Genomic DNA, 21,872 nt, shown 5'->3' with positions numbered 1-21,872 from the left:
CCCCCGTCAACGAGTCCAGGACCGAGTAGTCACATGATCGGCCGGACAGCTCCTAGTAGTGGCGGGCCGTTGGTCGTAGCGGGTGGCGAGGGCCTTGTTCTGCTTGAGGCGGTTGAAGCAGCGTTCGACGACGTTGCGCCGCCGGTAGACGGTGCGGTCTAGCCGGCAGAGGCTCTCGCCGCGTCGCAGACGGCCGCTGATCTGGTCGATGCGTTCGGGAATGGTGCAGGCGATACCACGTTTCCGCAGGTAGGAGCGGATCCTGCGGGAACTGTAGCCCTTGTCTGCGACCACCCACTCGGGCCGGGTGCGGGGGCGGCCCGGCCCGCACCTGTGATGCGGATGCGGGCCATCACCGGCTCGAACTGCGTGCAGTCGTTCACGTTCCCGCCGGTGATCGTGAACGCGAGCGGCCGGCCCTGCCCGTCGCAGGCGAGGTGGATTTTCGTACTCAGTCCGCCTCGGGACCGGCCGAGTGCCTCGCCGGTCCAGGGCCCCCTTTTCGGGCCCCGGCCGCGTGCTGGTGTGCTCGCACGATCGTCGAGTCGACGCAGACGATCGACCAGCCGACCTCGCCGTCGCGGGAGTTCGGGCGGCCCCCCGCCTGGAGGTCGTTGCCAAGCGCGTCGGTACTGGGCGGCCCGGCACGCCGTGGCGGACTTGGACACCGCACAGGCCAACGTGCACCTGGGCCTCAGCGAGGACGCGGCACGCAAGCTGATGGCGCGCGTAGGCCGTTGGAGCCCTTACCGCTGACGTGAACGGCCTGGTTGTACCGGTACAGGCTGGTGGCCTGCCCGGGCCGACATGCGAAGGAAGAGCTGGGCAGACTCCACCGGTCAGCCTGCCCGGACAAGGTGCTCGGTCGCGGCGCCTATGCCGGGCCGCGGGGCCGCGGGAGATCTCGTTCGCGCGGTTGCCCAGACCTGCAGCAGCTTGTTACGGCCGTAGGCCGGCCTTCCCGCACGTGGGGGAGGGCCGGCCTACGGATGCGTCATGGACGCCGAACGGGGTTGAGTTACACGTACCAGCTCTGACCCGCGTAGGAGGGGTCGGTGTGGTGCGCCCATTGCTGGGCGGGTGCTCCGTCGTCCGGGCTGGAGTTGTTGATCTCCAGGGTCTTGCCGCTGTTCACGTTGGTGATGTCCAGGCTGATGGTGCTACCGGCCTGCTTGATCTTCCACTGCATGGTGGGAATGTTGGCGCAGGTGTACTGCTGCGCACGGGCCCCGTTGTCCGTGCTGGAGTTGACGATCTCCAGGCACTTGCCGCTGTTCACGTTGACGATCTGATAGATCCCCGTGGTGGTGGTGGGGCGGAACTCCCACTGCGCGCCTGCCTGCGTTCCGCAGGTCCACTGCTGGGCGAGGCCCCCGTTGTCCTTGCTGGAGTTGTTGATCTCCAGGCACTTGCCGCTGCTCGCGTTGCGGATCTGGCCGCTGCTGGGCAGGGGGAGGGGGGAGGGCCATGCGGAGGTGCCAGCAGCGAGGGCGCCCTGACCGTTACCGCGGTAGAGGTTGAAGCGCAGCTGGTTGTTCCACAGTGCGCCGAGGTCGGCCTTGCCGTCACCGTTGAAGTCTCCGGCCAGCACGATCGGCATGTTGTTCCACGACTTGTCGCCCCACATGGAAGCGGCGCTGTCGAGAAGGCCGGCGGCGTTGCCGCTGTAGCGGAGCAGGGATCCATCGCCGGCTAGCGCAGCGACGTCGTCGCGGCCGTCCTTGTTGAAGTCGCCGGTGGCAACCTTCTGCATGGACTGCCAGGAGCTGTCCGGCCACATCTTGCGTGTCTGACCGCTCAGCACTCCGTCCGGGCCCGTGGAGTAGGCGTACAGGTCACCCTTGTTGCCCGCGCCCCAGGTCGCGAGAAGCCCGTCACGGCCGGAGCCGTCGCTCTTGAACCGGGCCAGCTGGAGCATGCCGTTCCAGTTGGTACCGTCCGGCCACATCGCCTTGGCTCCAGCCAGGCTTCCGTCAGACTTCCCCGCGTACAGACGCAAGGACCCGGTGGAGGACCACACAGCGGCGATGTCGGTGAGCCCGTCACCGTTGAAGTCACCACCGATGATCTTCGTAGCGCTGCTCCAGGCGCCGGTGGCCGGCCACAGGAGGCGTCCGTACTCGAAGGTGCCATCCGCACGCCCCGCGAAGGCATGCAAGTTCCCGTCGGCGGTAACGGCGGCGACATCGCTGCGCCCGTCGCGGTTGAAGTCGCCTGAGGTCATCACGTTGGTGACGTTCGGAACGAGGGACGCAAGCCGCAGGTCGGGGAAGCTGTCACGAACTTGGTCAATCCAAGGGGACACGTTGTCCACGCGCGACGCGATGGCGCCGGTACGGGTCTCCGTCGCAGGGGTTCCCAGGCAGCCGCCCTGCCATGACCGGCTGTTGACGCCGACCAGTTCACCCTTGCTGTTGATCAGCGGGCCGCCGGTGTCACCCTGGCAGATGGCGTCGGTGCCCTTGCCCGTGAGCGTCAGCGTCGTGGCATCAGCGGAGGCGACATCGAACGCGGCGGTGTGGACCTTCGACGGCAACCATTCGGTCTTGGTCCGCCCAAGGCCGGCCGCCGTCACGTCGGCTCCGGCGGAAGGCTGTGTGATGGCGAGCTTGATGGGGATGATGGTGCTGGCGACCGGCTTGGACAGCTTGGCGAGTACGACGTCGCGGTCACCGTGCGGCACGACGTAGGTCACGCCGAATGTCGCCGTACCGGCGCCGATCTTCATCGTGGTCGGTAGAGCAGGCCTGCCAGCCAAGACCGTCGCGCCGGGGGTCTTCGCGAAACAGCTCGTCGCGGTGAGGACCCAGCTCGCGTCGACGAGGACGCCGGAGCAGGCACGGCTGTTGTCCCCGTCCCCGATGGTCAGCCTTGCGGTGTAGGTGTACTCGCCGGCGGCGGCTGGGGTTCCGGCATCGGCCAGGGCCGCGCTGGCGGGTGCGAGCGCGGTGGCGCTTGCGATGGTCAGGGCCGCAGCCATCCACCTGGTGCGCGGGCGTATGTGGGACATGGTCTTCCTAAGGTCTGTCATCGGGGAGTGTGGTCGGCTGATACCAGAGCGTGCTGCCACAGAGTGTCCCGACTTGGTTGGTGACGCGGAGTCGACACGACTGACCTCAGAGGGTGCCGGTGATGGTGATGTTGCCGGTGTTGCCCTTGATGCCGGTCAGGGGGACCGGGGTGGTGGGGGCCCAGGTCCTGTCGGCGTGGCGGACGGTGTGCAGGGGCTGGTTGGCGGTGGTGACGACAGCCACCTGCAGTTCACCGTTGACGTGTGTGGCGCTGACGGAGCGGGTGGTGATCGAGCCCAGGACGCCGGTCAGGTCGGCGAAGGGGTCCCAGGTACCGTTGGCCTTGCGCATCGCGTGGTGCTGGTGGGCGCCGCTGTCGGTGGAGATGACGATGTGGGCATCGTCGCCGACGCCGGCCATCGCGATGTAGTTGATGGGGCCGGTCGGGCCGGCAGCCTCCGTCACGTTGCCCCAAACACTCCAGTTTCCGGTGGTGTTGCGGATGGTGTGGAAGGCCTTGCCGCCGCTGACGGCTGCGACCTGGAGCTGGCCGGCGACGCTGGCGGTGGCGATAGCGGTCACGGTGCCGATCGGGCCGGCGACCGCGGAGACGTCACCGAAGGATGCCCAGGTGCCGTCGGCCTTGCGGACGGTGTGGAACACCTTGCCGCCGGCGACGGCCATGACGTGGAGGTCGTTGCCGATCGAGACGGCGGAGACGTCCGTGATGTCGGTGAGGGTTCCGACGGCCTTGTTGATGTCGACGAACTTCGACCAGGTGCCTTCGAGGGAGCGGACGGCGTGGTAAAGGTGACCTGCGTTCTCGCCGATGCCGCCGACCGCGAGGACGTGGGTGTCGCTGCCGACCCCGGCGGCGGTCACGGCGCCGTTCTTGATGGTCCCGATGTCAGAGGCCCTGGACTCGATGTCGGTGAAGGCGGTCCACGATCCGTCTGCGAGCCGCATTGCCTGGTAGGCGCCCACGCCGGTCTGGATGACAGCACCGGTCTTCCAGCCCTGGGTCTGGGCAAAGATCTCCTTCTCCACCCAGCTCTGGAGCCCGTCTGCGCGCGCGGCGATCGCGCCGGTGCGGGTCTCCGTCACGGGGGTGCCCAGGCATCCGCCCTGCCAGGAGCGGCTGCTGATCCCTGCCAGCTCGCCCTTGCTGTTGACCAGAGGTCCGCCGGCGTCGCCCTGGCAGATGGCGTCGGTGCCCTTGCCCGTGAGCGTCAGCGTGGTGGCGTCCGTGGCAGCGACACCGAACGCGGCGGTGTGGATCTTGCCCTGCACCCAGACGGTCTTGGTACGGCCGAATCCGGCAGCAGTCACCGGAGCGTTCACGGCGGGCTGTGCGGCGGCGAGCTTGATGGGGGTGACGGCGGTGACCGGCTTCGACAGCTTTGCGAGCGTCACGTCACGATCAGCATGGTGCACGATGCTGACGACATCGAGAGTGACCGCGCCGATCTTGGCCGTGGTCTTCGCCGGCTTACCCACGGAGGCGCCGGGTGCCGCCGCGAAGCAGCTCGTGGTGGTCAGCACATAGCTTGCGTCGATGAGGACACCGGAGCAGGCACGGCTGCTGTTGGCCTCGTCACCGATGGTGAGCTTGGCGGTGTAGGTGTACTGCCCGGCCGCGGCCGGGGTACCGACGGTGGCCAGGGCCGCGCCGGCGGGTACGAGCGTAGCGGTGCCTGCGATGGTCAGGGCCGCGGCTGTCCACCTGGTGCGCGAACGTATGTGGGGCATGGGTTTCCTCAAGTGATTCTTCGGAAGGCGGACGGCAGGCGCTTGGTGCGGCCTACTGCAGTTGGCCCGATGTCAGGAGCAGCCATCAGGCGGGCTACGGTGCGGGAGCGAAGGACGGTGTTTCCTGTCCTTGATCCGCTGAGCGCCCGGTGGCAGCGGGAGAGCGAGTGCGGTGACTTGACCTGCCGTCACCGTGATGTTCGGTGCCGCACACGGTGGGCGGAGAAGGCCGGATCGGGCAGTCGAGCGGTGAGGCCGAAGCTTGGGCAGATGCTTCCCGAAGGGGTCGGCTCAGAGTGGGCAGGATGCTCCCGGCCGGGCCGTCGATGGGAGCGGCCTGGTCACCAGCTCGTTCACAGCCGTTACTTGGCGGTCCTGATTTCGACGAGCGTGTGGTCGCGGCCCTCGTTCTCCGTGACCTCGCCCACGGGAGTGAAGACGTCCTTTGCCACGTCGAAGGACTTCGCCTCCGTCCCTACGGTCATGTCCACCTGGGCCGTCTGTGTGGCGCTTCCCCGGATGCCGTAGACGGCAGGCATCTCCAGCGTCAGCCAGCCGCTGCTGCCGGTGACCTTGAAGCAGATCTCGTCCCTCTTACGGGCGAAAACCACCAACAGGCCGGTCTCGCTGGCGCAGTCGGCCAGGGTGATGTTGCCGTCACCGCGCTTGAGCCGGATGTTCTTCTCGGCCAAGATCTTGTCGGCCAGCGGGTACTCGAAGGTCTCTATCGCATACCCCGGTCCCTCATCGGCGATGGGCTTTGTGGAAATCGTCGTTTCCTTGCCGGTGGTGGCCAGCAATGCGGCGGCGACCAATGCGGTGCAGCCGACTGATAGTACGCGCAGGGAATGCTTCACTGAAACTCCAAGGAATGGTTTTATAGCCGTTTGGATGCATGGCTCATCCCGGGGATTACCCCTAGCAGGATGATCCGATGCGGTGCAACGACATGCGGAAATCGCACATGCAGGAAGCCGGGGTGCGCCTGTGAATAGGGGCTTGAATGTTGTGTGGCAACACTGATGGTCAAGATCACCCCCATCTCGATTACAGCTCTGACCTGGGCAAATGTCCATCCGGTTAAATCAGGCGTATGACTTAATTGTGCCCAAATGGGGCGACCGTTGATCCCCTGTGAGGCGTTTGGGCAAATAAATCTGGCGGGCTTTGGTTGAGGCGTCGAATGGTTGTAAGGGCATGGGTAACGGATCGATCACGATCGTATCTCTGGGTGATATCGCTGTGGCTTGCTGCGACTCGGGCGCGGTAATGCGGACGTCAGTCTTCTTGCTTTACTCTGACGCGGCATCATGTGAGGATGGCGCTGACCGGGGGGTGCGTCGCTGTTAGGGATTTCCAGGCGGCAAGCGGTGGCTGCCGGATGGATCCGAGCCCCTAATACGCCATGCGTTCTGTGTAATTGCCCCTGTTTGGTGCCGGGTGCCGCTGTACCCACCAGCCGGTGGAACTTGCGTGTCAGCACGACCGACCTTGAGCCCTAGGCACCCGCCGCGCTAGTCCCGGCGACTTGTCGTCCGCCCCATCAACTTGCCCTATCAACCTGCACCTTGAGGAACCCCAATGCAGACGACCTTTATGAGCAGGCGCCGCCTTCTGGGGGTGCTCGCCGCCGCCACCGTCGCCGCCGCCGCACCGATCACCCTCCGGCCGGCCCGAGCGGCCGGAAGTACCACGCCTACTCTGCCCGACACCGACCGGGCCAAGGCCCTGAACGCCTGGCTCGCCGGAGGCAGAGCGACTCGTGCCCTCGCCGCCCAGGCCCTCACCGGCACGGACGCCGAGGTGACCACGTTTCTGACCGAGCAATTGGTGAAGGTCACAGCGGAAGACAACCGGGTCGCGGTCTTCGCGCACATGGCCAGCGCAGGCAAGGGCATGAGCCGCGAAGGATCGGCGGCCATCGCCGGTGGTGATGCGGCCATCGCCGCGTTCCTGAAGAGCGGGTACAAGCCGGCGGTGACCGAGGACCTGAAGGTGGCCACCGCCGCGGTCATCAATGTCGGCGGCCGGGCTGTGAAGCGAGAAGGCACGGCTGCTCTGGACGCGGGTACCGACAAGGCCTTGGAGCGCTTCATCATCGAGGGCCGGTGGAAGGCGGACTTCGAGGACCTGCGCGTCGAGAGCGCGAAGATCATGTACGGGGCGGGACCGGAGGTGAGCAAGTACGCCGACCGTGCGCTGAAGGGCACGGACGCGGACCTGGACTGGTTCCTGGAGGTCGGGCAGCACCTTGCTCGGGCTCGCGACCAGGAGAAGGCCACCATCAAGGAACTCGTCGCGGTGGTCGAGCGAGAGGGCAGGCGCGCCCGGGCGAGCACCAACCTTGCGGTCGAGACCTCCCGGCGAGCGCAGGTCGCCGCCGCGGAAGCGAAGAAGGCGGCCCAGAAGGCCGCAGCGGAAGCAGAGGAGGCCAAGAACGACGTGGCGAAGTCCGGCGCCGCGGCCCGAAAGGCAGCCACCGCCGCACGCGGAGCGGCCGACGCGGCCAACATCGCCATCCGCGCCTCCAGTACAGCAGTGGAGGCCTCCCGCCGCGCCGCGCGCGCGGCCACCGGAGCATCGCAGGCAGCGGCAGTGGCTGGGTCCGCGGCCTCCACCGCCTACAAGGCAGCCATCGCTGCGTCCAAGGACGCCTCGAAGGCCAAGGAGGCGAAGGACGCCGCGGTCGCCGCGCGTGATGCCGCGGCGAAGGCCCGCAGCGCGGCCAAGGCTGCCGACGACGCTGCTACCGCTTCCACCGAGGCCGCGGCGGCCGGAGACTCCGCGGCTTCTGCCGCGCGCGAAGCGGCCACCGCAGCAAAGGCCTCGGCCCAGGCGGCCACGTCCGCCGGCATCGCCGAATCAGAGGCAGCCGAAGCGAAGCGTCAGGCAGCCATCGCATCCACGGCGGCCAATCAGGCCACCAACGCGGCCTCTACCGCCCAGGCCCTGGCCAACGCATCCGCGATCGCCGCCAAGGCTTCCCGCGATGCGGCGAACTCCGCCGCGGGCCATGCCGACAAGGCCGCCGCTGCGGCCGAAGACGCTGTCAAGTACGCCGGCCAGGCCATCGACTACGCGAACAAGTCGACCGCGTACGCCGCCGAGGCCGTCAAGGCCGCAGACGTGGCCACCAAGACGGTGGGCGAAGCCGTCAAGGTAGCCGCTGATGCACGGGCGGCGGAGTGGGCCTCGCTGGAGGAAGACCGCAAGCAGGCCATGGAGGAGGCCAGGGAAGCGGCCTCCTTCAACACCGCCCAGCGCGCTGCCGCACTGAACAAGCGCACCCAGGCGCAGCAGACCAGCCAGGCCACGAAGGACCTGATCACCAAGGCCGAACAGGCACTGACCGCACAGAATTTCGACCTCGCCGTCTCCCTCGGACGCAAGGCAGCCGTCGCCCTCCTGTCCTCCAAGGGCAGCTGGACCCGGCAAGCGGCCCAGTTCGCGCTCGCGGGCACCGACTACGACATGCTCTCCTGGATCGACCTCGACCGTTCCCTCGCCCAGGCGCAGGACGACCGCGAGACCCTCCTGTACATCGCACAGATCTCCAGCCCGGCAGTAGCAGAAGGCGCCGCCCAGGCCCTGGCGAGCGGAAGCAACCAGGCCATAGGCGACTTCATCACTGGTGGAGTCATCCAGCGCAGTTCCGAAGAAAACCGGGTCCTCATCTTCAAGATCCTGGACGACAACCCCGGCAAGCGGGTGAAGGAGGCCGCGGACAAGGCGCTGAAGGACAACACAGCGCCGGCCCTGCAGAACTTCTTCGACAAGGACCTCGGCCCCGCCATCGAGGAAGACACCAAGGTCAAGATCTCGGCACTCATCTACAGCGGCGGCCCCTATACCAAGGCCTTCGGCGAAGTGGCCCTCGTCGGCCCGATCTGGATGATGCTGTACTTCGTCGAGGTCCTGTGCTTCAAGACCGCACAGCTCGACCTCGACTCCGCCAGCCACGCAGCCGCCATCCAGGCAACGATCGCCGCTGCCGCCAAGATCGCCCAGGAAGCGCAGCGCGACGCCGCCCACGCTTCCAAGGCTGCCGCCGACGCACGCAACGCGGCCACCGAAGCCCAGAAGTGGGCAGACAAAGCCATCGATGCCCAGAAGCTGGCCGACGGGTACGCCGCAGAGGCCAACGACTTCGCCAACGCTGCCGAAAAGTCCTCCAAGGACGCGCAAGCACAGGCAGACAAGGCCAAGAACGCGGCGAACGTCGCACAGGGAGCAGCCCGGGCCGCGAACTACTCGGCGAACAAGGCCGTCGACGCGGCCCGCCGTGCCGTGACCTCGGCACGCTCGGCACGGGAATCGGCCGCCGCCGCACACAAATCGGCGCTTGACGCCGGGAAGAGCTCAGAGGACGCAGCCAAGGCAGCCTCCGATGCCCGCCAGATTGTCTTGGACAAGGAGAAGAAGGAGCTGGCCGAGCAGGCACGCGTGGCTGCGGACCAGGCAAAGAGGGACAAGGACAACCAGCACTACCCCGCCGACACGCCGCAGCACGACCAGGTCAACCCCAACGGTACGGGTGCCGATGCCGAGGAGGACTGGTGGAGTGACGCCGGCTGGTATGCCGACGGCTACGAGGTCGCCGCAGGACTTGCGGCCATGGGCGCACTCGGCCTCTCTATAGCCTCCGCCGTCCCCACGCCAGCAACCCCGGCCCTGAGAATCGCGGCCACCGCACTCAGCGCAACGTCCATTGTCTACTCCGGAATCAGCACGATCTTCAATGGCGCCGAATACGGCTGGACCAGCAAGGAGTTCAATACCTCCGCCGGTCGCTTCGCTCTCAGCCTGGTGTCGGGCGGGCGCGGCGGTTTCCGCGTGCCGCCAAAGATGGGGAAGGTCATTGCACCCGTGAGCAAGACCGCGGACAGCTTCTCCAGGATCGGCAGTCGGTTTGCGGAAGCCCTCGGCCGCTTCTGATCCGCACATAGTCGCCGAAACCAGCCGCGCCACAGGTACTCAACGCGTCAACGCCGAGGCCTCAGGTACGCGCACGGCCGCACCGCCTGAACCCCGCACCGGCGCCAGTGCGCGTCGGTGCGGTCGGTGCTGGATCACGCCTTCAACTCCCTGCACGCACCCTGCCGCAGGTTACCGAGCCCAACACGTACAAGGATGGCCATGGCAATACCCATACGAATCGGACGCGTTCGCAGAACGATTCTCCCACTGCTGCTAGCCGCAGCCGTGGGGTTTTCCACGACCGGCATGAGCCCGGCAGCCGCCCCCAGGTCCGCCGACGCGCCCCGACAGGCCACCGGGCTGAACCCCACCATCGCGCCCAGGTCGCAGGTGACCAGTCCCCTGCTAGCCACCCCGGGCGAGCTCTGCGAGCCCACGGCAGCAGGCTCGAAGGCCCGCAAGTCCGGCGCCACCCAAGCCTGCGTCAGCGTCCGCCCCTCGACAGCCGATCAGGGCCGGGCCGGTGCAACGAACAAGACCGCACCTTCGAACCAGACACGGGCCGCAGGCACAGGCAGCTGCACCCTCACAGCCCCCGGCAAATACACCTATGACCGGTTCCAGTACTGCGTTCGCGGAGTGGAAGTCCTCTACATCCTGCGCGACGCCAACGGGAAGGAAATCGGTTCGGGCACAGTAGAGGTTGCGACCAGCGCGACACTCCCCGCTCAGGGCACGACGTGGAACGAACACGTCACGGCGACGATGACCCGAGCCTCCCAGGACGTCACCACGCTCAGCGTCAAGTTCAGGGCCGCCTGCTCAGCCGGCTGCACCGCCACCAAGTACGCGCCCTTCTTCGGCACCAACCTGACCGTAGGAGGCCAGCCCGCCAGCGGCGACGTCACCTACACCTCCACCCCGGCCGCCGGCCAGCGATTCGACTTCAGCACCTCCTACCAGCTCTACGTCACCATGCCCGGTGCCACGCCCACCGATCCGAACGCGTCGTGGAGCAACCCCCAGAAGATCCGCTGCGACGACGCGGTCGGCGGTACCTCTACCGCGGGCTGTGCCGTCCCCTCCGTGATGCCCGTCGTGGCGATGAAGGCGACGAGCTCGGAACCGGGCGGCGCCATCGCTGCTTATGGCTGGGCGCAGAAGAACCTCAACGATGGCTGGGGGAAGAGCAAGCCGCTGACCCGGCAGGTGAGCGGAGTGGCAGACCGGACGAGCCGTACCTGCGGAAGCGCGGGAACGGAGCCCTTCATAGCCAACACGGACCTCATTGCGACCGACACCTGCGGAGAATTCCCGTTCGCGGAGGTCAAGGAGGGCGGAGTCGACGGCGCCCGGTGCGTCGAGGTGATTCCCAATGCCAGCAGCGGTGGCTGGGACACCTACGTCCTTGGCAACAGTTTGGAACTGAATCGCGCCGCGCCGTGTGTGCGGGCCCATGTCTCGGTAGCCGACAAGCAGTTCGCGGATGGCAAGCTCGCTGCGGGATTCCAGAGCCAGCGTGTCATCGACGCCGACCAGTTCAAGCTGGAGGTCACGACACCGGCCGGGGCCCCGCAGGCCTCCTGCCTGGCGAACCATCCGATTGGAGCGATCCCTTCGGGCACAGGCTGGCGCATGAACACCACCGAACCCGTCCCCAGCGTCAACAAGACCATCCCGGTGATAGGCCCGGCCGGCACCCGGCCGACCAAGGCGACAGCCTGCCTGGGTAAGACCCCCGGGACGGGCAAGGAGGCCAGTGGCAGCCCCACCGGCTGGAAGGACGCGGGCAAGTTCCGCGACGACTTCTCTCCCGGTACGAAGCAGGCCCGCTGTCACCTGATCGCCAACATCCTCGGCGGGCCGGGTGCGGTCAAAGACGGCGGCCAGAACAACCTGGTCCCCTGCTGGCAGGTGGGAATGAACACCGGCACGCCCAGCATGAGGACATTCGAGTATGAGGCTCAGGAAGAAGTGAAGAAATCCTCCTTTGGGCCGAATGATGCGATCCTCTATCAGGTAACACCCGTCTTTCGGGACGCCACGAGCACGATTCCGACGGGCGTTACCATGACCGCTAATATCGAACGGGCGAACGGGGCGACAGAGGAGCTGTTCCCCAACGTCTACGTCCCCAACACCCTGAAGGGCACCGGGACCCTCAACCTCGGAAACTAATTCCAGCCAGCTAACGCCCAAGGGGGCCAACATGAGTCAAACCACGCCACGGCGACCCTTCGACGTCGCAGATCTCGTCCCTCAACTGGCCCCCTTGGCGCGCACAGCAACGCGCCTGCACCCCCGCCCCGGATTTCCCAAATGGCACGACAGCTCTGTCGGCGGGCCGCTACTTTGGCCCGCCGACGAGCCCTGGCCGCACTGCGAGGAGCCGCACAAGTGGGCGGGAAACCGCATCCTCTCGCCCGAGGACGTCCGCCTGTGGCGCCGCAGTCGGGCAGCATCGGAGGATCGCCGGCGCCGGGATCCGCAAGGTCCCTGGGCCACGCCTGAAGAACTGGAGGCCGAGGAGCAGATCCTGGCTGGCCGGCCGTGGCCCGAGGGTCCGATCGCCATGTTGCCAGTTGCCCAGGTGTACGCACGTGACGTACCGCTGTTTCCGCGACCTGCGCACTCCGAAGCGGATCTGCTCCAAGTCCTCTGGTGCCCCTTCGACCACCCGGAACACCCCAGGACCGCTCTCTTCTGGCGCGTGGCAGCCACCGTTACCGACGTCCTCGCCACGCCGCCTGAACCGCCGGCGGTGCAGTTCGAGACTTACCTGCCGGAACCATGCCTGCTTTCACCGGAACAGGTCGTGGAGTACCCCAACAATCTGGAGCTGGACGAGGAGATCCAAGAGAAATTGGGAGACTGGAGCACTTGGCAGGTGGCTGAAGCAGCGGCGCAGAACGGCGACTATGAAGTCGCACCGGAAGAGCTCTACATGGACATGCTGTCGGTGTCTCCCGGCTGGAAGATCGGAGGCTGGAGCCGCTGGGGTCTCACCGACCCCGTTCCCCGCCTCTGCCCGGAATGCGGCACAGAAGCCGAGCCCCTGCTGACAATCGCCACTACCGAATGGAACGGCGGCGACGACAGCTGGGCGCCCGAGGAGGAGCAGGAGAACCCCACACCGCTCCTCCCTGGCAACCCTCCGGCGAACTTCACCATGATCGACATCGCCAGCGGCTACAACCTGCAACTGCACACCTGTCCGGTATCCCCGAACCATCCCCACATCGAGCTCATCCAGTGAGGCAGAGAGAATCAACACACTGACTCGATCCTCGTGAGGTTGCTGTTCGCGAGGAATGCAGTGGCCTCGGTTGCGGTGAGGAACCTGACTGTCGAGGGCCGGCCGAACGGATTCTGGTCGGCTGCCGTCCGAGGCTGGCCAGGCCTGGCGGTCCGGCGCCCGACGACGACTCGGCAGCAAGCGCGACGAATATTACTGGTCAGGGCCAAGTCGGCGCCCGTGAGTGGGACTCGTATGCTCCGATCATGAAACTCTTTCGCTGGCGTGGCAGGAGCGAGCCCGATATGACGGGGGCCCTGTTGGCCCCAATCGCAGCCCTGTACACGGCGGGGCGCTTTGCCGAGGCGGAGGCGGAGGCGCGCTCCGTGGCCGCGGGCCCGTTCCGGCCGCGCGACGAGGGGTACGGGCCGTTGGCGCTGCGCATTGCTGCGCTAGCGGCGGAGGCCCAGGGGCACCATGATCGTGCCGCCGCCGCATATGGCGAGCTGCTGCCGGTCTTCGGCAGGACTTTCGGAGCCGAGCACCCGCACTCCCTGCATCTGCGCTCGAACCGCGCCCGGGTGCTGAGTATTCTGGGCCGGCACGGTGAATGCGTGGCGGAGTGCGTGGACGTCGCCCAACTCGCGAACCGCAGTACTGGGCCGGACATGCTGTACGTAGCGGCGGCCGCCCGGAGCGAACAGGTCTACGCCCTGACCGAGTTGGGCCGCCACACCGAGGCCGAGGCACTGGCGCGTCAAGCGTTGGCCGGTTACCGAGAACCAGACCGGCTCAGGCTGGTCCTGCGTCTCAGCCTGGCCCACAGCCTGAGCGGCCAGGGCCGTTATGTGGAGGCGCTCGCCGAAGTGGAGCGCGCCGACGTGCTGCGCCGCAGCTTGTCCCGGGAGGACCCCCATGTGGCGATCGGAAGCGTCGAGCTGGTTGCGGCCGCGGCCCTCCTCGGGCTGGGCCGCGGCGCCGAGGCCCAGCTGCGTGCCGTAGCCGCGTACGACGCCTGCATGACCGCCTTGGGTCCGGATCACTTCCGCACCGGCAAGGCTCGTGAGCTGCTCGACCGCATTGATGGTGATTGAGTTTGTAGCTAAGCCCCCGCACACAGCCCGGTGCGTCTTATCGGTCAGTGCCACCTGGGCCGGCGAGCGGGGTACGGGTACTGGCGCCGTGCTGATGTTCGTCCATAGTGTCCACCGTGCGCGAGCCAGCCCGCTGCTTCGTCATGGTGTTTACACCGCGCTCTCGTAGACGACGGTCGTATTCGGGCAGTCCTCGGCGAGTCCGAGGAACGCCTGGACCTCGTTCTCGTCGGCGGCCAGGTCCCAGCGGAGTTTGGTTCCGACCCAGGTAGGGGCGTAGGTGCACTGGTAGGAGCCGTCGGAGGGCAGCAATTCGGCCTGGTCCTTGTCACTCTTGCTGCGGTTGGAGGCGGCGGAGACCGCGATCAGCGTGTCCGGGCTCGCCTGGTCGTTGGCGTACGCCTCCCGCCGGGCCGCTGACCAGGGGGTTTGTTCGCTGTCGTAGACCTCGGCCAACGGAACGAAATGGTCTACATCAAGGCGGCCGGCGTCGGTGACGACGAGGTTGTCGTACGGGCTGCGCCAGGATCCGCCCGCCAGCTTGCAGCCGGCCGCGACCTGAGGCGCCGTTACGGCTTCGGCCAGGATGACTTCCCGCCTCGTGTCGCAGCCATCGCCTGAGTTCAGGCCCTTGTTCCAGTGCTTGTACAGGTCCCGCTTGTAGCCCTCGCGGTGCTCGGCGGCCACCGGGAGCCGGTTGATCGCCTCAAACAGGGGCACAGGCGCTCGCACCGCGGCCGCGCCCGGCGCCGCGGCCGCCGCACCGGAGATGAAGCCGTGCTTGACGGAGGCGTTCGCTACCGCGGGCGCCGTGTTGGCGGCGGCCGGGGGAATGGTGGCGAGGAGGGGGAGGGAAGCGAGTGCGAGGGCGGGAAGCCGTAGCGAGCCAGGTTTTTGATCATGGTTCGGGTTGTAGCCGGGTACATGGCCGGTACGGAAGCGGGGATCGGGGCAACTCACTCGTGAGGATGGCCTGATTCACCGAGGAAACGGATCTGCCCCTCGCCGCAGAGGCTGGCCTCCCACTGGACACAGGCCGCACGCCCACGCTGCCCAGAGGCATCCGACGTCGATCAAGCGGGCAAGGGTGGTGCCCCACCAGGCGCGAGGCACCAACCCGTTGGATGTCCGACAGAAGCATGCGACGGGAGCGCGTCTATGACTTCAGGGTGGCCAGGGCGGCGCGCGGTCCGTTGAGTTCCAGGGTCCCTTCACCAAGGTGAACCAGACCGACGTCACCCGGGATGTACGGCGGGGTGAACCGGGCTTCAGGGATTTTGAGGGGGCCTTCGGTGAGAAGGCGTCCGATCTCGGCAGTGGACCTGCCCGACTTCCAGTGCAGGCAGCGCTCGGCGTTGCTGCGCCGAGCGGGAACCAGGTGGGCCCGGTGCTTGTAGACCGACCACCAGAGGTTGGCACGCGCCAGGAGGGCGCTGCGCAGGGCGGTGGTGGCGTCCGGGGCCCAGTGATGTGCCACGGCCTGCTCGCCTTGGGTCAGCTGCTCCTGTGTCCAGGCCGGCTGACGGCGGTCCTGCCTGTTCTCGTCCTGGCGTGAGACGCGGACTTCGTCCTCCAGGAGCGCCTGCATGTCGCGCAGAGCCACCTCCCCGATCTGCTCCCGGATTTCGAGACGGCCGCCGGTCGGCATGTGGCGCAGTACCAGTGCTTTGCGGGTGATGCGTTCGAGCCGTAGCCCGGGGATCCCTGAGACCTCGCAGGAGCCGTCGGTGAACGTCCGCACGTAGGGGACGAGGTAGCTGGTGACCCGGGCGGCGGTGGTGGCCTGGAGGACGAGCCGGTCGTTCTGCGGCGCTACCCAGCTGAGGTAGGCGAGCAGATCGGGGAAGCTCCGGCCGCCGTTGAGATCGAAGGGATGCTCCAGACCGCGGCTGAAGAAGCAGTCGAACAGGAGCGCTTGCAGTCGCTGCTGCTGTGGATCGGGGGTGTCGAGGGTGATCCTGCCGTTGGGCTGGCGCATCCGGCGCAAGTAGTTGTCCGGAATGCTGAGGGTCTGCCTGCACAGGGCAAGGGCGGCTTTGTCACGGCTGTAGGGCACGGGGGCTCCGTTCAGGCGCGGCACCGGACCGCAGCTAGACGAAGACGATCGACATAGAGGTTTCGGGTCAGCGGACGTGCGGGGAGGAGACTGGGTATCACACCCTTGGGCGCAGTTGCGGTTCTGTCCGGGCAGATCCGCAGGCCTCCAGCCGGTCACACTCCACGGCTGTACCCGCAGAGTATCCCTCGGTGGCCCAACGCCTGTCAGACACGCCGACCGAGGCCGCCCGTCAGTACCGGGAGGGACCCGCCGCCGTTTCCTGGACCGTGTCGAGGTAGCCGCCATCACCCGGTCCCCTCGTCACGTCCCCGTACACCAGCACGCTGACCTCGTCCTGCCCCGGAGTGTGCCGCAGCCGGCATGGACCGCTGGACAGGAACAGGTCTGAGATGCGGCGGGAGGCTTCCAGCCCGGCCTCTTCGTGGCCCCGGATCTCGATCGTGATCATGCTCTCGTCGCTCATGAACGAGGAACTGCGCGCAGGGTGCCAGCTCCGCGCATACGACAGGTCCACCCCATCGAGTGCCGCCGTAGGCGCTCTGGAAGTTCGCGGCGAGGCTGTCGAGGTGTGTCCACGGACAAGTGCCCCGTCCGGCCCTCACTCTTTCCGCGAGCAGCCCCGCAGTCAGCCGATTCGACCTCCCAAGGATTTCCCCGCGGGTTGGGGGTTCAGGAACAGGTCGTCAGGACGATCGGGCCGGCTCCTCACGGGACTCCCTGTGCTGGGTGCCGGGGTGGTCTTGGCGGGGTAGGCGCGCTGGGTAAGGTCGCGGTGGTGCTTTTCGAGAGGTTTTGGGGTGGTTATGCATCGTCAGATGCGTTTGAGTGTCCGTACGGTGACGGCTGTTTTGCTGGCGGCAGGTCTCGCGGCGTGTAATCCGGGGGTTTCCTCTGGAGGTGACGGCAAGGCGTCCCCGCCCAGTCAGGGCAAGGGCGGAGGACAGGGTGCTCAGGGCGCACCGGCGCTTCCGGGCCTTTCGACGACGGCGGTTGCCCGCAGCCAGCTCTCCGGGTTGAAGGTGGCGGGGCAGAAGGCGATGACGGGCTACTCCCGGGAGAAGTTCACGCACTGGACCGGGCAGGGCGACAGCTGCGACACCCGCGAGATCGTCCTGGAGCGCTCGGGCAAGGGCGTGAAGCGCGACGCCGCGTGCAAGGCCGTCTCCGGTACCTGGGTTTCTGTCTACGACGGGATCGCCGTCACCGATGCGGGGAAGCTCGACATCGACCACATGGTCCCCCTCGCCAATGCCTGGCGGTCGGGGGCCGGAGCGTGGACGGCGGAGCGGCGCAAGGAGTTCGCGAACGACCTGACCCGCCCCCAGCTCCTGGCGGTGTCCGCGGCGACGAACCGGTCGAAGGGTGACCAGGGCCCCGATGAGTGGCAGCCCCCGGCCAAGGGCTACTGGTGCACGTACGCGACGGCGTGGACGAACGTGAAGTCCACCTACCAGCTCACGGTGACCGAGGGCGAGAAGAAGAAGCTGACCGAGATGCTGGAGACCTGCTCATGACCGACCAGCCGACCGCCAGCACTCCGCAGCCCGACCACGGTGCCGTCCCCGACGGGCCGGTCCCGTTGACCGACCACCTGAGGGCAGGGCCGGGCGGAGCGATGACCGATGAGGTCGGCGTCATTACCGGTGACGTCACCGTGACGACCGAGCCCGGCCCGGATGACACCGCCAGGGTGCGGATTCAGTACACGGGCGCGGAGGAGTGGTACACCCTCACCGGCAGCCCCGCGCCGCTCCCGTCCGGCGATCTCGCGGCGCTCCACGAGCTGGTCGTTGAGGCCGTGAAGGCCGGGGCCGGCGCCGAAGTCCCCGACGCCAGCACGTGAGTGCCCGGCCGCGGCATCGTCCGGTCCCGGCTCCGCCTGTAGAGCGACCGTGTGACGACCAGCCCAGAGCGCCTGGATTCTGCCGGAGACGTCCTTACCTGAGGATCGGAGGCTGCAGCTGATGAGACGAGACCGCCTGGCACGGGTGGGAATGATCGGTCTTGGGCTCGGGGTGCTCGGTATGGCCCTCTCCCTGCTTGATCGCGTCCTCACCTGAGACGTTCAGGTCAGTAGTCAGGCTGGGGTGGGGCGCGCCCTCGACCGGCGCAGTGCCCCGATCCTGACGGGCGGATGGGCTGCCGTGCGGCGCGCCCGCCGCCAGCTGGCGGCGGGCGGCGGGCGCCGCTGATCGGAGGTCAGCGGTGCCCACCGCGAAAGCCACCGGACCTTGCATACCGCGGCCCGGGAAATGTCCTGATATCCCTCCGCCCTCCGGGTCACCTCGTACGTGAACTCCGGAGAGGCCGCCGAGGCGCCCGACGCGAACGTCAGCGAACCCCCGGTCCCTACAGCAAGGGCCGCCACCAACAGCGGTCCCGTACGCGTCAACCCCACAACATCTTCTTGTCGGTGATCTTCAAAGGCACGTGAATCCCTCGGGCTTCGGACACCCCTCCCGATGGCGATCGCGCCCGGATTGGGCGGCCACTTCAGGGTGTCAGCGCCGGAAAGGCGGGTCAACAGCCGTCTGCGCAGGCCGTCGATTACCTTTCGCTTATCGATCCGGGCGCCGAGCGTGGATCGGGTCCGGTGTCTGTCCAGGCGGCGGGCGCAGGAAGCACCGGGGTGGGGACGCATGGAGCTGCGAGACATCGAGATCTTCTTAGCCCTGGCTGAAGAGTTGCATTTCGGGCGGTCCGCCGAGCGCCTTCATGTGACCCAGGCCCGGGTGAGTCAGTCGATCGCCAAGCAGGAGCGGCGAATCGGCGGTTCGCTATTTCTACGGACAAGCCGCCGGGTGGAGTTGACCCCCATCGGAGCGCGGCTGTATGCGGAGCTCAAACCCGCCACCAGCAGATCCTGGACGGCACCCGATCCGCGGCGGCCGAGGCGGCACGCGGCGTTCACGGCACACTCAAGATCGGCACGATGGGGGCGCTGGCCCAGATCCTCACCTCCACGAACGCTCTGTTCCGCGGCAACCATCCGGGCGCGGAAATCGACTTCGTCGAGGTCCAGCCCACGACGCCCTTCGCCGGGCTGCGCTCCGGGGAGGTCGACCTGGCCCTGCTCTGGCTCCCCGTCCGCGAAAGCGACCTCACCGTGGGCCCGGTCCTGAGTGAGCGCCCGCTGGTCTGCCTCGTCGGATCCGAGCATCCGTTGGCGAAGCGGGACTCGGTACGCATGGAAGATTTCGGCGACTACGAGGTCCCCTTGTCCCAGCATCCCATTCCGGCGTACTGGGAAGAGGCGCTGATCCCCTTCTGTACGCCCAGCGGACGCCCCATCAGACGAGGCGCCAAGGTCGCCACCTGGCAGGAGACACTGAACGCCGTCAGTGCCGGACGAGTAATCCAAGCGATCCAGGCCGAGGCTGCCGACTACTACCCGTGGCCCGGCGTCAAGTATCTCCCCATCGACGACGCGCCGATGGGCCGCTGGGGCCTCGTCTGGCGCGCCAATGCCGAGAGCCCTCTCGTGCGCGCCTACGTCGAAACCGCGGGGGCCGCGTGTAGTCCCGAGGCGTGACGCAGCTCGAGCCGCTGCCCTTCGACCGCCAGAGGAGCCTCGTGTGGGTGCCCCAAGGCGGCGTCCTCGATGTACACGGTGCCCTTGCGCCACCTTCACGAGGTCGCGTGCTGTCGGCCGCGGCGGCCGAGAGGCTTACCCCGGACGATGGTCGGCAAGTCCGCTATGCGCGCGCGGTGGCAGGACTGGTCTTCGATCGTGGGACTGGCACGCGGGCGCGACCCCTGGACGATCAACGACTTCGACACCTTGATCATCAGAGGCCCTGGCCGCCGCCCTGGCCTGCTGCCCCGTTACGGATTTCGGGACCGTGTAACCGGTGAATCGATTCGGGTTGCCCCACCTGTCGGATCACCGTGCACGCCTGCGATCCGGTCGCCCTCAGTCCGGCCTGTCGGCGAGCGGTGCGGCATCGGTCTCGAAGCCCTTGAAGGCGACGACGCACGAGGACAGTTGTGTCGGTGTGCTGCCAGATGTGGAGCGGGGCGGTGGGGGCGGGCCAGATCTGGATGAGGTGGTTTTCGACAGGGGTGTCGTCCTCGATGGTGAGGATCTGCTGGCCGAGGTCTCGGCCGCAGGCGTGGACACGGATTCTGGACGGCTGGTTGGTGTACGCGGCGAGGGATGGCAGGGGGTCGCTGTCGTGGCCGTCGGTGATCCAGACGTCCGCGCCGGGCAGGAGGAGTCGCGGCGGTACGGGCGGCCCGCCGGCTGGAGGTCGTCGCCCAGCGGGTCGGCTACTGGGCCGCCCGCACCACCGCCAACGACCTCGACACGAAGCAGGCCGCCGCCCAACTCGGCCTCAACGAGGATGCCGCCCGCAAGCTGCTGGCACGCCTCGGCCGCTGGAGCCCTTACCGCTGACCACGCTGGTCCAGGCGAAGCGGGACGGCCCGTCCGGACCGACGTGCGAAGGAAGACCCGGACGAGTTCCACCAACCAGCCTCCCAGGGCAGCGGCCCCGTACGCGGCGGCCACGCTGCTCCGGGAAGCGGGTCAGCTCTTGGCGCTGGGGACGGCGAGTGGCTCGCCGGAGGCCTTGTTCTTCGCCTGCTCCATCTGCTCGCCGAGCTCGGTGAGGCGGTTGCGGCCCATGGCCTTGCGGACGTCAGGGAACCACTCCTTCTCCTCCTCTTCGACGTGGTGGCGGACGTTCTCGATCAGGACGGTCATCTTGGCGTCGAACCGCTCGTCGGCCGCATCCAGGCCCTTGAGCTCGGAAAGCATCCACAGCACGACGTGGTGCTCCTCGATGCTCTCCAGAACGTGGTCCTTGGTGTCGGGAGCGGCCTCCCGTGCGGCCGGGTAGAAGATCTTCTCCTCGATCCAGGTGTGCGTGGTGAGCTCGTCGATCACCTGGTCAGCAATCTTCCGCTTCTCCGCGTGCGCCTTGTCGCCGGCCTTCTCGAACTGCTTGAACAGCTTCTCGACCGTCTTGTGGTCTTCCTTGAGCAGCACGATCGCGTCCACCGGGTCCTCCTTGCGTTGGCCTGACAGGCAGCGCGAGCGCGGCACCCCTACCCCGTGTACCCGATGCCGGGCGGCGCAGCGCGCCCGACCGCAAGGTTGGTCCGGACGGGCGGGCCGCCTACGCCGTACGCCCGGCCCGTGGTGATGTGGCCGCCACGGGGCCATGTCACGGCTCGGGCGGGAGATCGTGTGCCTCTGACCGTGGGTTAGCGGCGTAGGAGGGTCCTGGCGCTGAGGAGGGCGTGGTCGGTGTGGGTGTCGACGGGCAGGGAGGGTTCGTTGGATTTGATCAGATAGCGGGTCGCAGAGTGGGGAGTGACCGCGACCAAGGGGATGGTGTTCTCCGTGCAGTGGCGGTGTGCGCGCAAGATGACGGAGACGGCGGCCGGAGTACCCGCGGCGGGGCCGAGGGTAATGACCAGCGCTGCAGGATGGTGTTCGTCGATGAGGAGGTCGATGGCCTGGGCGAGGGCTGCTCGCTCTTCGGTGGCGACGGGCTCGTGGACGGTGACGATCAGGATGTTGCCGTCCAGCAGGAGGCGGTTGTGTAGGTCCATGGTTCTCCCTGTCGCGGGGAGTCGGCAGAGTCCGGCCGGCTCGGCGACAAAACCCGTCGGAGGCCCGGCCGGTCACGATTCGCGATGCCCGATGTTGACCGGCGACGGGCTGTCACTTAGCGCTGGGCTGCTCATCGCCGTGAGTCGGGGGGCGGCCGAGCGTTCGTTGGGCCGTCGCGTTGGTGTCTGTCTGATCGTCAGCCTGTCGCGTCTTCGTTCTTCACCATGTGAGTGATGCTCCGCGGGTC

General features: G+C 67.4%; 15 protein-coding genes and 2 pseudogenes. 8 read left to right on the top strand and 9 right to left on the bottom strand.

Annotated elements, in window-relative coordinates; translation table 11 throughout:
* Positions 1-6: 6 nt before the first annotated feature.
* The 4 genes and pseudogenes from ACFYYB_RS26870 to ACFYYB_RS26855 form a co-directional block, all read right to left on the bottom strand.
* Positions 7-668 (bottom strand): annotated as a pseudogene (locus ACFYYB_RS26870) (IS5 family transposase).
* Between the two features lie 350 nt (positions 669-1,018).
* Positions 1,019-3,010, bottom strand: coding sequence for an RICIN domain-containing protein (locus ACFYYB_RS26865; RefSeq protein WP_389438144.1), 1,992 nt, complete (start codon positions 3,008-3,010; stop codon positions 1,019-1,021).
* Between the two features lie 106 nt (positions 3,011-3,116).
* Positions 3,117-4,760 (bottom strand): S1 family peptidase, encoded by a 1,644-nt coding sequence (locus tag ACFYYB_RS26860; protein ID WP_389438142.1) that lies wholly within the window; start codon positions 4,758-4,760, stop codon positions 3,117-3,119.
* Between the two features lie 362 nt (positions 4,761-5,122).
* Positions 5,123-5,617, bottom strand: a complete 495-nt coding sequence (locus ACFYYB_RS26855) for a hypothetical protein (RefSeq protein ID WP_389438141.1) — start codon at positions 5,615-5,617, stop codon at positions 5,123-5,125.
* A gap of 724 nt (positions 5,618-6,341) precedes the next feature.
* Between ACFYYB_RS26855 and ACFYYB_RS26850 the strand changes: the two genes are divergently transcribed.
* From ACFYYB_RS26850 to ACFYYB_RS26835, 4 genes are all read left to right on the top strand, one after another.
* The gene (locus ACFYYB_RS26850; protein ID WP_389438139.1) at positions 6,342-9,695 is read left to right on the top strand and encodes a hypothetical protein; all 3,354 of its coding nucleotides are present in this window, start codon (positions 6,342-6,344) and stop codon (positions 9,693-9,695) included.
* 621 nt (positions 9,696-10,316) lie between these two features.
* Positions 10,317-11,855, top strand: a complete 1,539-nt coding sequence (locus ACFYYB_RS26845) for a DNA/RNA non-specific endonuclease (protein WP_389438137.1) — start codon at positions 10,317-10,319, stop codon at positions 11,853-11,855.
* Positions 11,856-11,886: 31 nt separating this feature from the next.
* Positions 11,887-12,933, top strand: a complete 1,047-nt coding sequence (locus tag ACFYYB_RS26840; protein ID WP_389438136.1) for a hypothetical protein — start codon at positions 11,887-11,889, stop codon at positions 12,931-12,933.
* Between the two features lie 245 nt (positions 12,934-13,178).
* A complete protein-coding gene (locus tag ACFYYB_RS26835) occupies positions 13,179-14,006 on the top strand; it encodes a tetratricopeptide repeat protein (RefSeq protein WP_389438134.1) in 828 nt (275 codons plus the stop codon).
* Positions 14,007-14,156: 150 nt separating this feature from the next.
* Here ACFYYB_RS26835 and ACFYYB_RS26830 read toward each other — a convergent pair whose 3' ends face one another.
* The 3 genes from ACFYYB_RS26830 to ACFYYB_RS26820 form a co-directional block, all read right to left on the bottom strand.
* Positions 14,157-14,726 (bottom strand): DUF1524 domain-containing protein, encoded by a 570-nt coding sequence (locus ACFYYB_RS26830; RefSeq protein ID WP_389438132.1) that lies wholly within the window; start codon positions 14,724-14,726, stop codon positions 14,157-14,159.
* A gap of 436 nt (positions 14,727-15,162) precedes the next feature.
* Complete coding sequence (locus ACFYYB_RS26825) at positions 15,163-16,062, bottom strand: hypothetical protein (RefSeq protein WP_389438131.1); 900 nt, start codon at positions 16,060-16,062, stop codon at positions 15,163-15,165.
* A gap of 232 nt (positions 16,063-16,294) precedes the next feature.
* Positions 16,295-16,528: a hypothetical protein gene (locus ACFYYB_RS26820; protein ID WP_389438129.1), complete on the bottom strand. Its 234-nt coding sequence runs from the start codon at positions 16,526-16,528 to the stop codon at positions 16,295-16,297.
* A gap of 574 nt (positions 16,529-17,102) precedes the next feature.
* Between ACFYYB_RS26820 and ACFYYB_RS26815 the strand changes: the two genes are divergently transcribed.
* The 4 genes and pseudogenes from ACFYYB_RS26815 to ACFYYB_RS26800 all read left to right on the top strand — a co-directional run bounded on the left by ACFYYB_RS26815 (position 17,103) and on the right by ACFYYB_RS26800 (position 19,597).
* Positions 17,103-17,579 (top strand): HNH endonuclease family protein, encoded by a 477-nt coding sequence (locus tag ACFYYB_RS26815; protein WP_389438128.1) that lies wholly within the window; start codon positions 17,103-17,105, stop codon positions 17,577-17,579.
* Positions 17,576-17,908 carry a hypothetical protein gene (locus tag ACFYYB_RS26810; RefSeq protein WP_389438127.1) on the top strand — a complete coding sequence of 111 codons (333 nt, stop codon included), beginning with the start codon at positions 17,576-17,578 and terminating at the stop codon, positions 17,906-17,908. The genes ACFYYB_RS26815 and ACFYYB_RS26810 overlap by 4 nt, the downstream gene beginning before the upstream one ends.
* 619 nt (positions 17,909-18,527) lie before the next feature.
* Positions 18,528-18,827 (top strand): annotated as a pseudogene (locus ACFYYB_RS26805) (LysR family transcriptional regulator); the annotation flags it as partial.
* Between the two features lie 170 nt (positions 18,828-18,997).
* Positions 18,998-19,597 (top strand): LysR family substrate-binding domain-containing protein, encoded by a 600-nt coding sequence (locus ACFYYB_RS26800; protein WP_389438126.1) that lies wholly within the window; start codon positions 18,998-19,000, stop codon positions 19,595-19,597.
* 996 nt (positions 19,598-20,593) lie between these two features.
* Here ACFYYB_RS26800 and ACFYYB_RS26795 read toward each other — a convergent pair.
* Both ACFYYB_RS26795 and ACFYYB_RS26790 read right to left on the bottom strand, forming a co-directional pair.
* Positions 20,594-21,067, bottom strand: coding sequence for a hemerythrin domain-containing protein (locus tag ACFYYB_RS26795; RefSeq protein WP_389438124.1), 474 nt, complete (start codon positions 21,065-21,067; stop codon positions 20,594-20,596).
* A gap of 206 nt (positions 21,068-21,273) precedes the next feature.
* A complete protein-coding gene (locus ACFYYB_RS26790) occupies positions 21,274-21,624 on the bottom strand; it encodes a hypothetical protein (RefSeq protein ID WP_389438123.1) in 351 nt (116 codons plus the stop codon).
* Positions 21,625-21,872: the final 248 nt, after the last annotated feature.

Origin of the sequence: Streptomyces sp. NPDC002886 (assembly GCF_042888445.1) — a bacterium.
In the GTDB taxonomy this organism is placed as follows: domain Bacteria; phylum Actinomycetota; class Actinomycetes; order Streptomycetales; family Streptomycetaceae; genus Streptomyces.
Note: the sequence above shows the minus strand (reverse complement) of the source record. Positions and strands in the feature narration are given on the sequence as shown.

What these genes read in the sequence shown, in the direction of transcription:
- ACFYYB_RS26850 (WP_389438139.1), top strand. Translation starts at nt 6,342, where the DNA reads ATGCAGACGACCTTTATGAGCAGGCGCCGCCTTCTGGGGGTGCTCGCC.
- ACFYYB_RS26810 (WP_389438127.1), top strand. Translation starts at nt 17,576, where the DNA reads ATGACCGACCAGCCGACCGCCAGCACTCCGCAGCCCGACCACGGTGCC.
- ACFYYB_RS26835 (WP_389438134.1), top strand. Translation starts at nt 13,179, where the DNA reads ATGAAACTCTTTCGCTGGCGTGGCAGGAGCGAGCCCGATATGACGGGG.
- ACFYYB_RS26790 (WP_389438123.1), bottom strand. Translation starts at nt 21,624, where the DNA reads ATGGACCTACACAACCGCCTCCTGCTGGACGGCAACATCCTGATCGTC.
- ACFYYB_RS26860 (WP_389438142.1), bottom strand. Translation starts at nt 4,760, where the DNA reads ATGCCCCACATACGTTCGCGCACCAGGTGGACAGCCGCGGCCCTGACC.
- ACFYYB_RS26820 (WP_389438129.1), bottom strand. Translation starts at nt 16,528, where the DNA reads ATGAGCGACGAGAGCATGATCACGATCGAGATCCGGGGCCACGAAGAG.
- ACFYYB_RS26815 (WP_389438128.1), top strand. Translation starts at nt 17,103, where the DNA reads ATGACGGGCTACTCCCGGGAGAAGTTCACGCACTGGACCGGGCAGGGC.
- ACFYYB_RS26800 (WP_389438126.1), top strand. Translation starts at nt 18,998, where the DNA reads ATGGGGGCGCTGGCCCAGATCCTCACCTCCACGAACGCTCTGTTCCGC.
- ACFYYB_RS26865 (WP_389438144.1), bottom strand. Translation starts at nt 3,010, where the DNA reads ATGTCCCACATACGCCCGCGCACCAGGTGGATGGCTGCGGCCCTGACC.
- ACFYYB_RS26840 (WP_389438136.1), top strand. Translation starts at nt 11,887, where the DNA reads ATGAGTCAAACCACGCCACGGCGACCCTTCGACGTCGCAGATCTCGTC.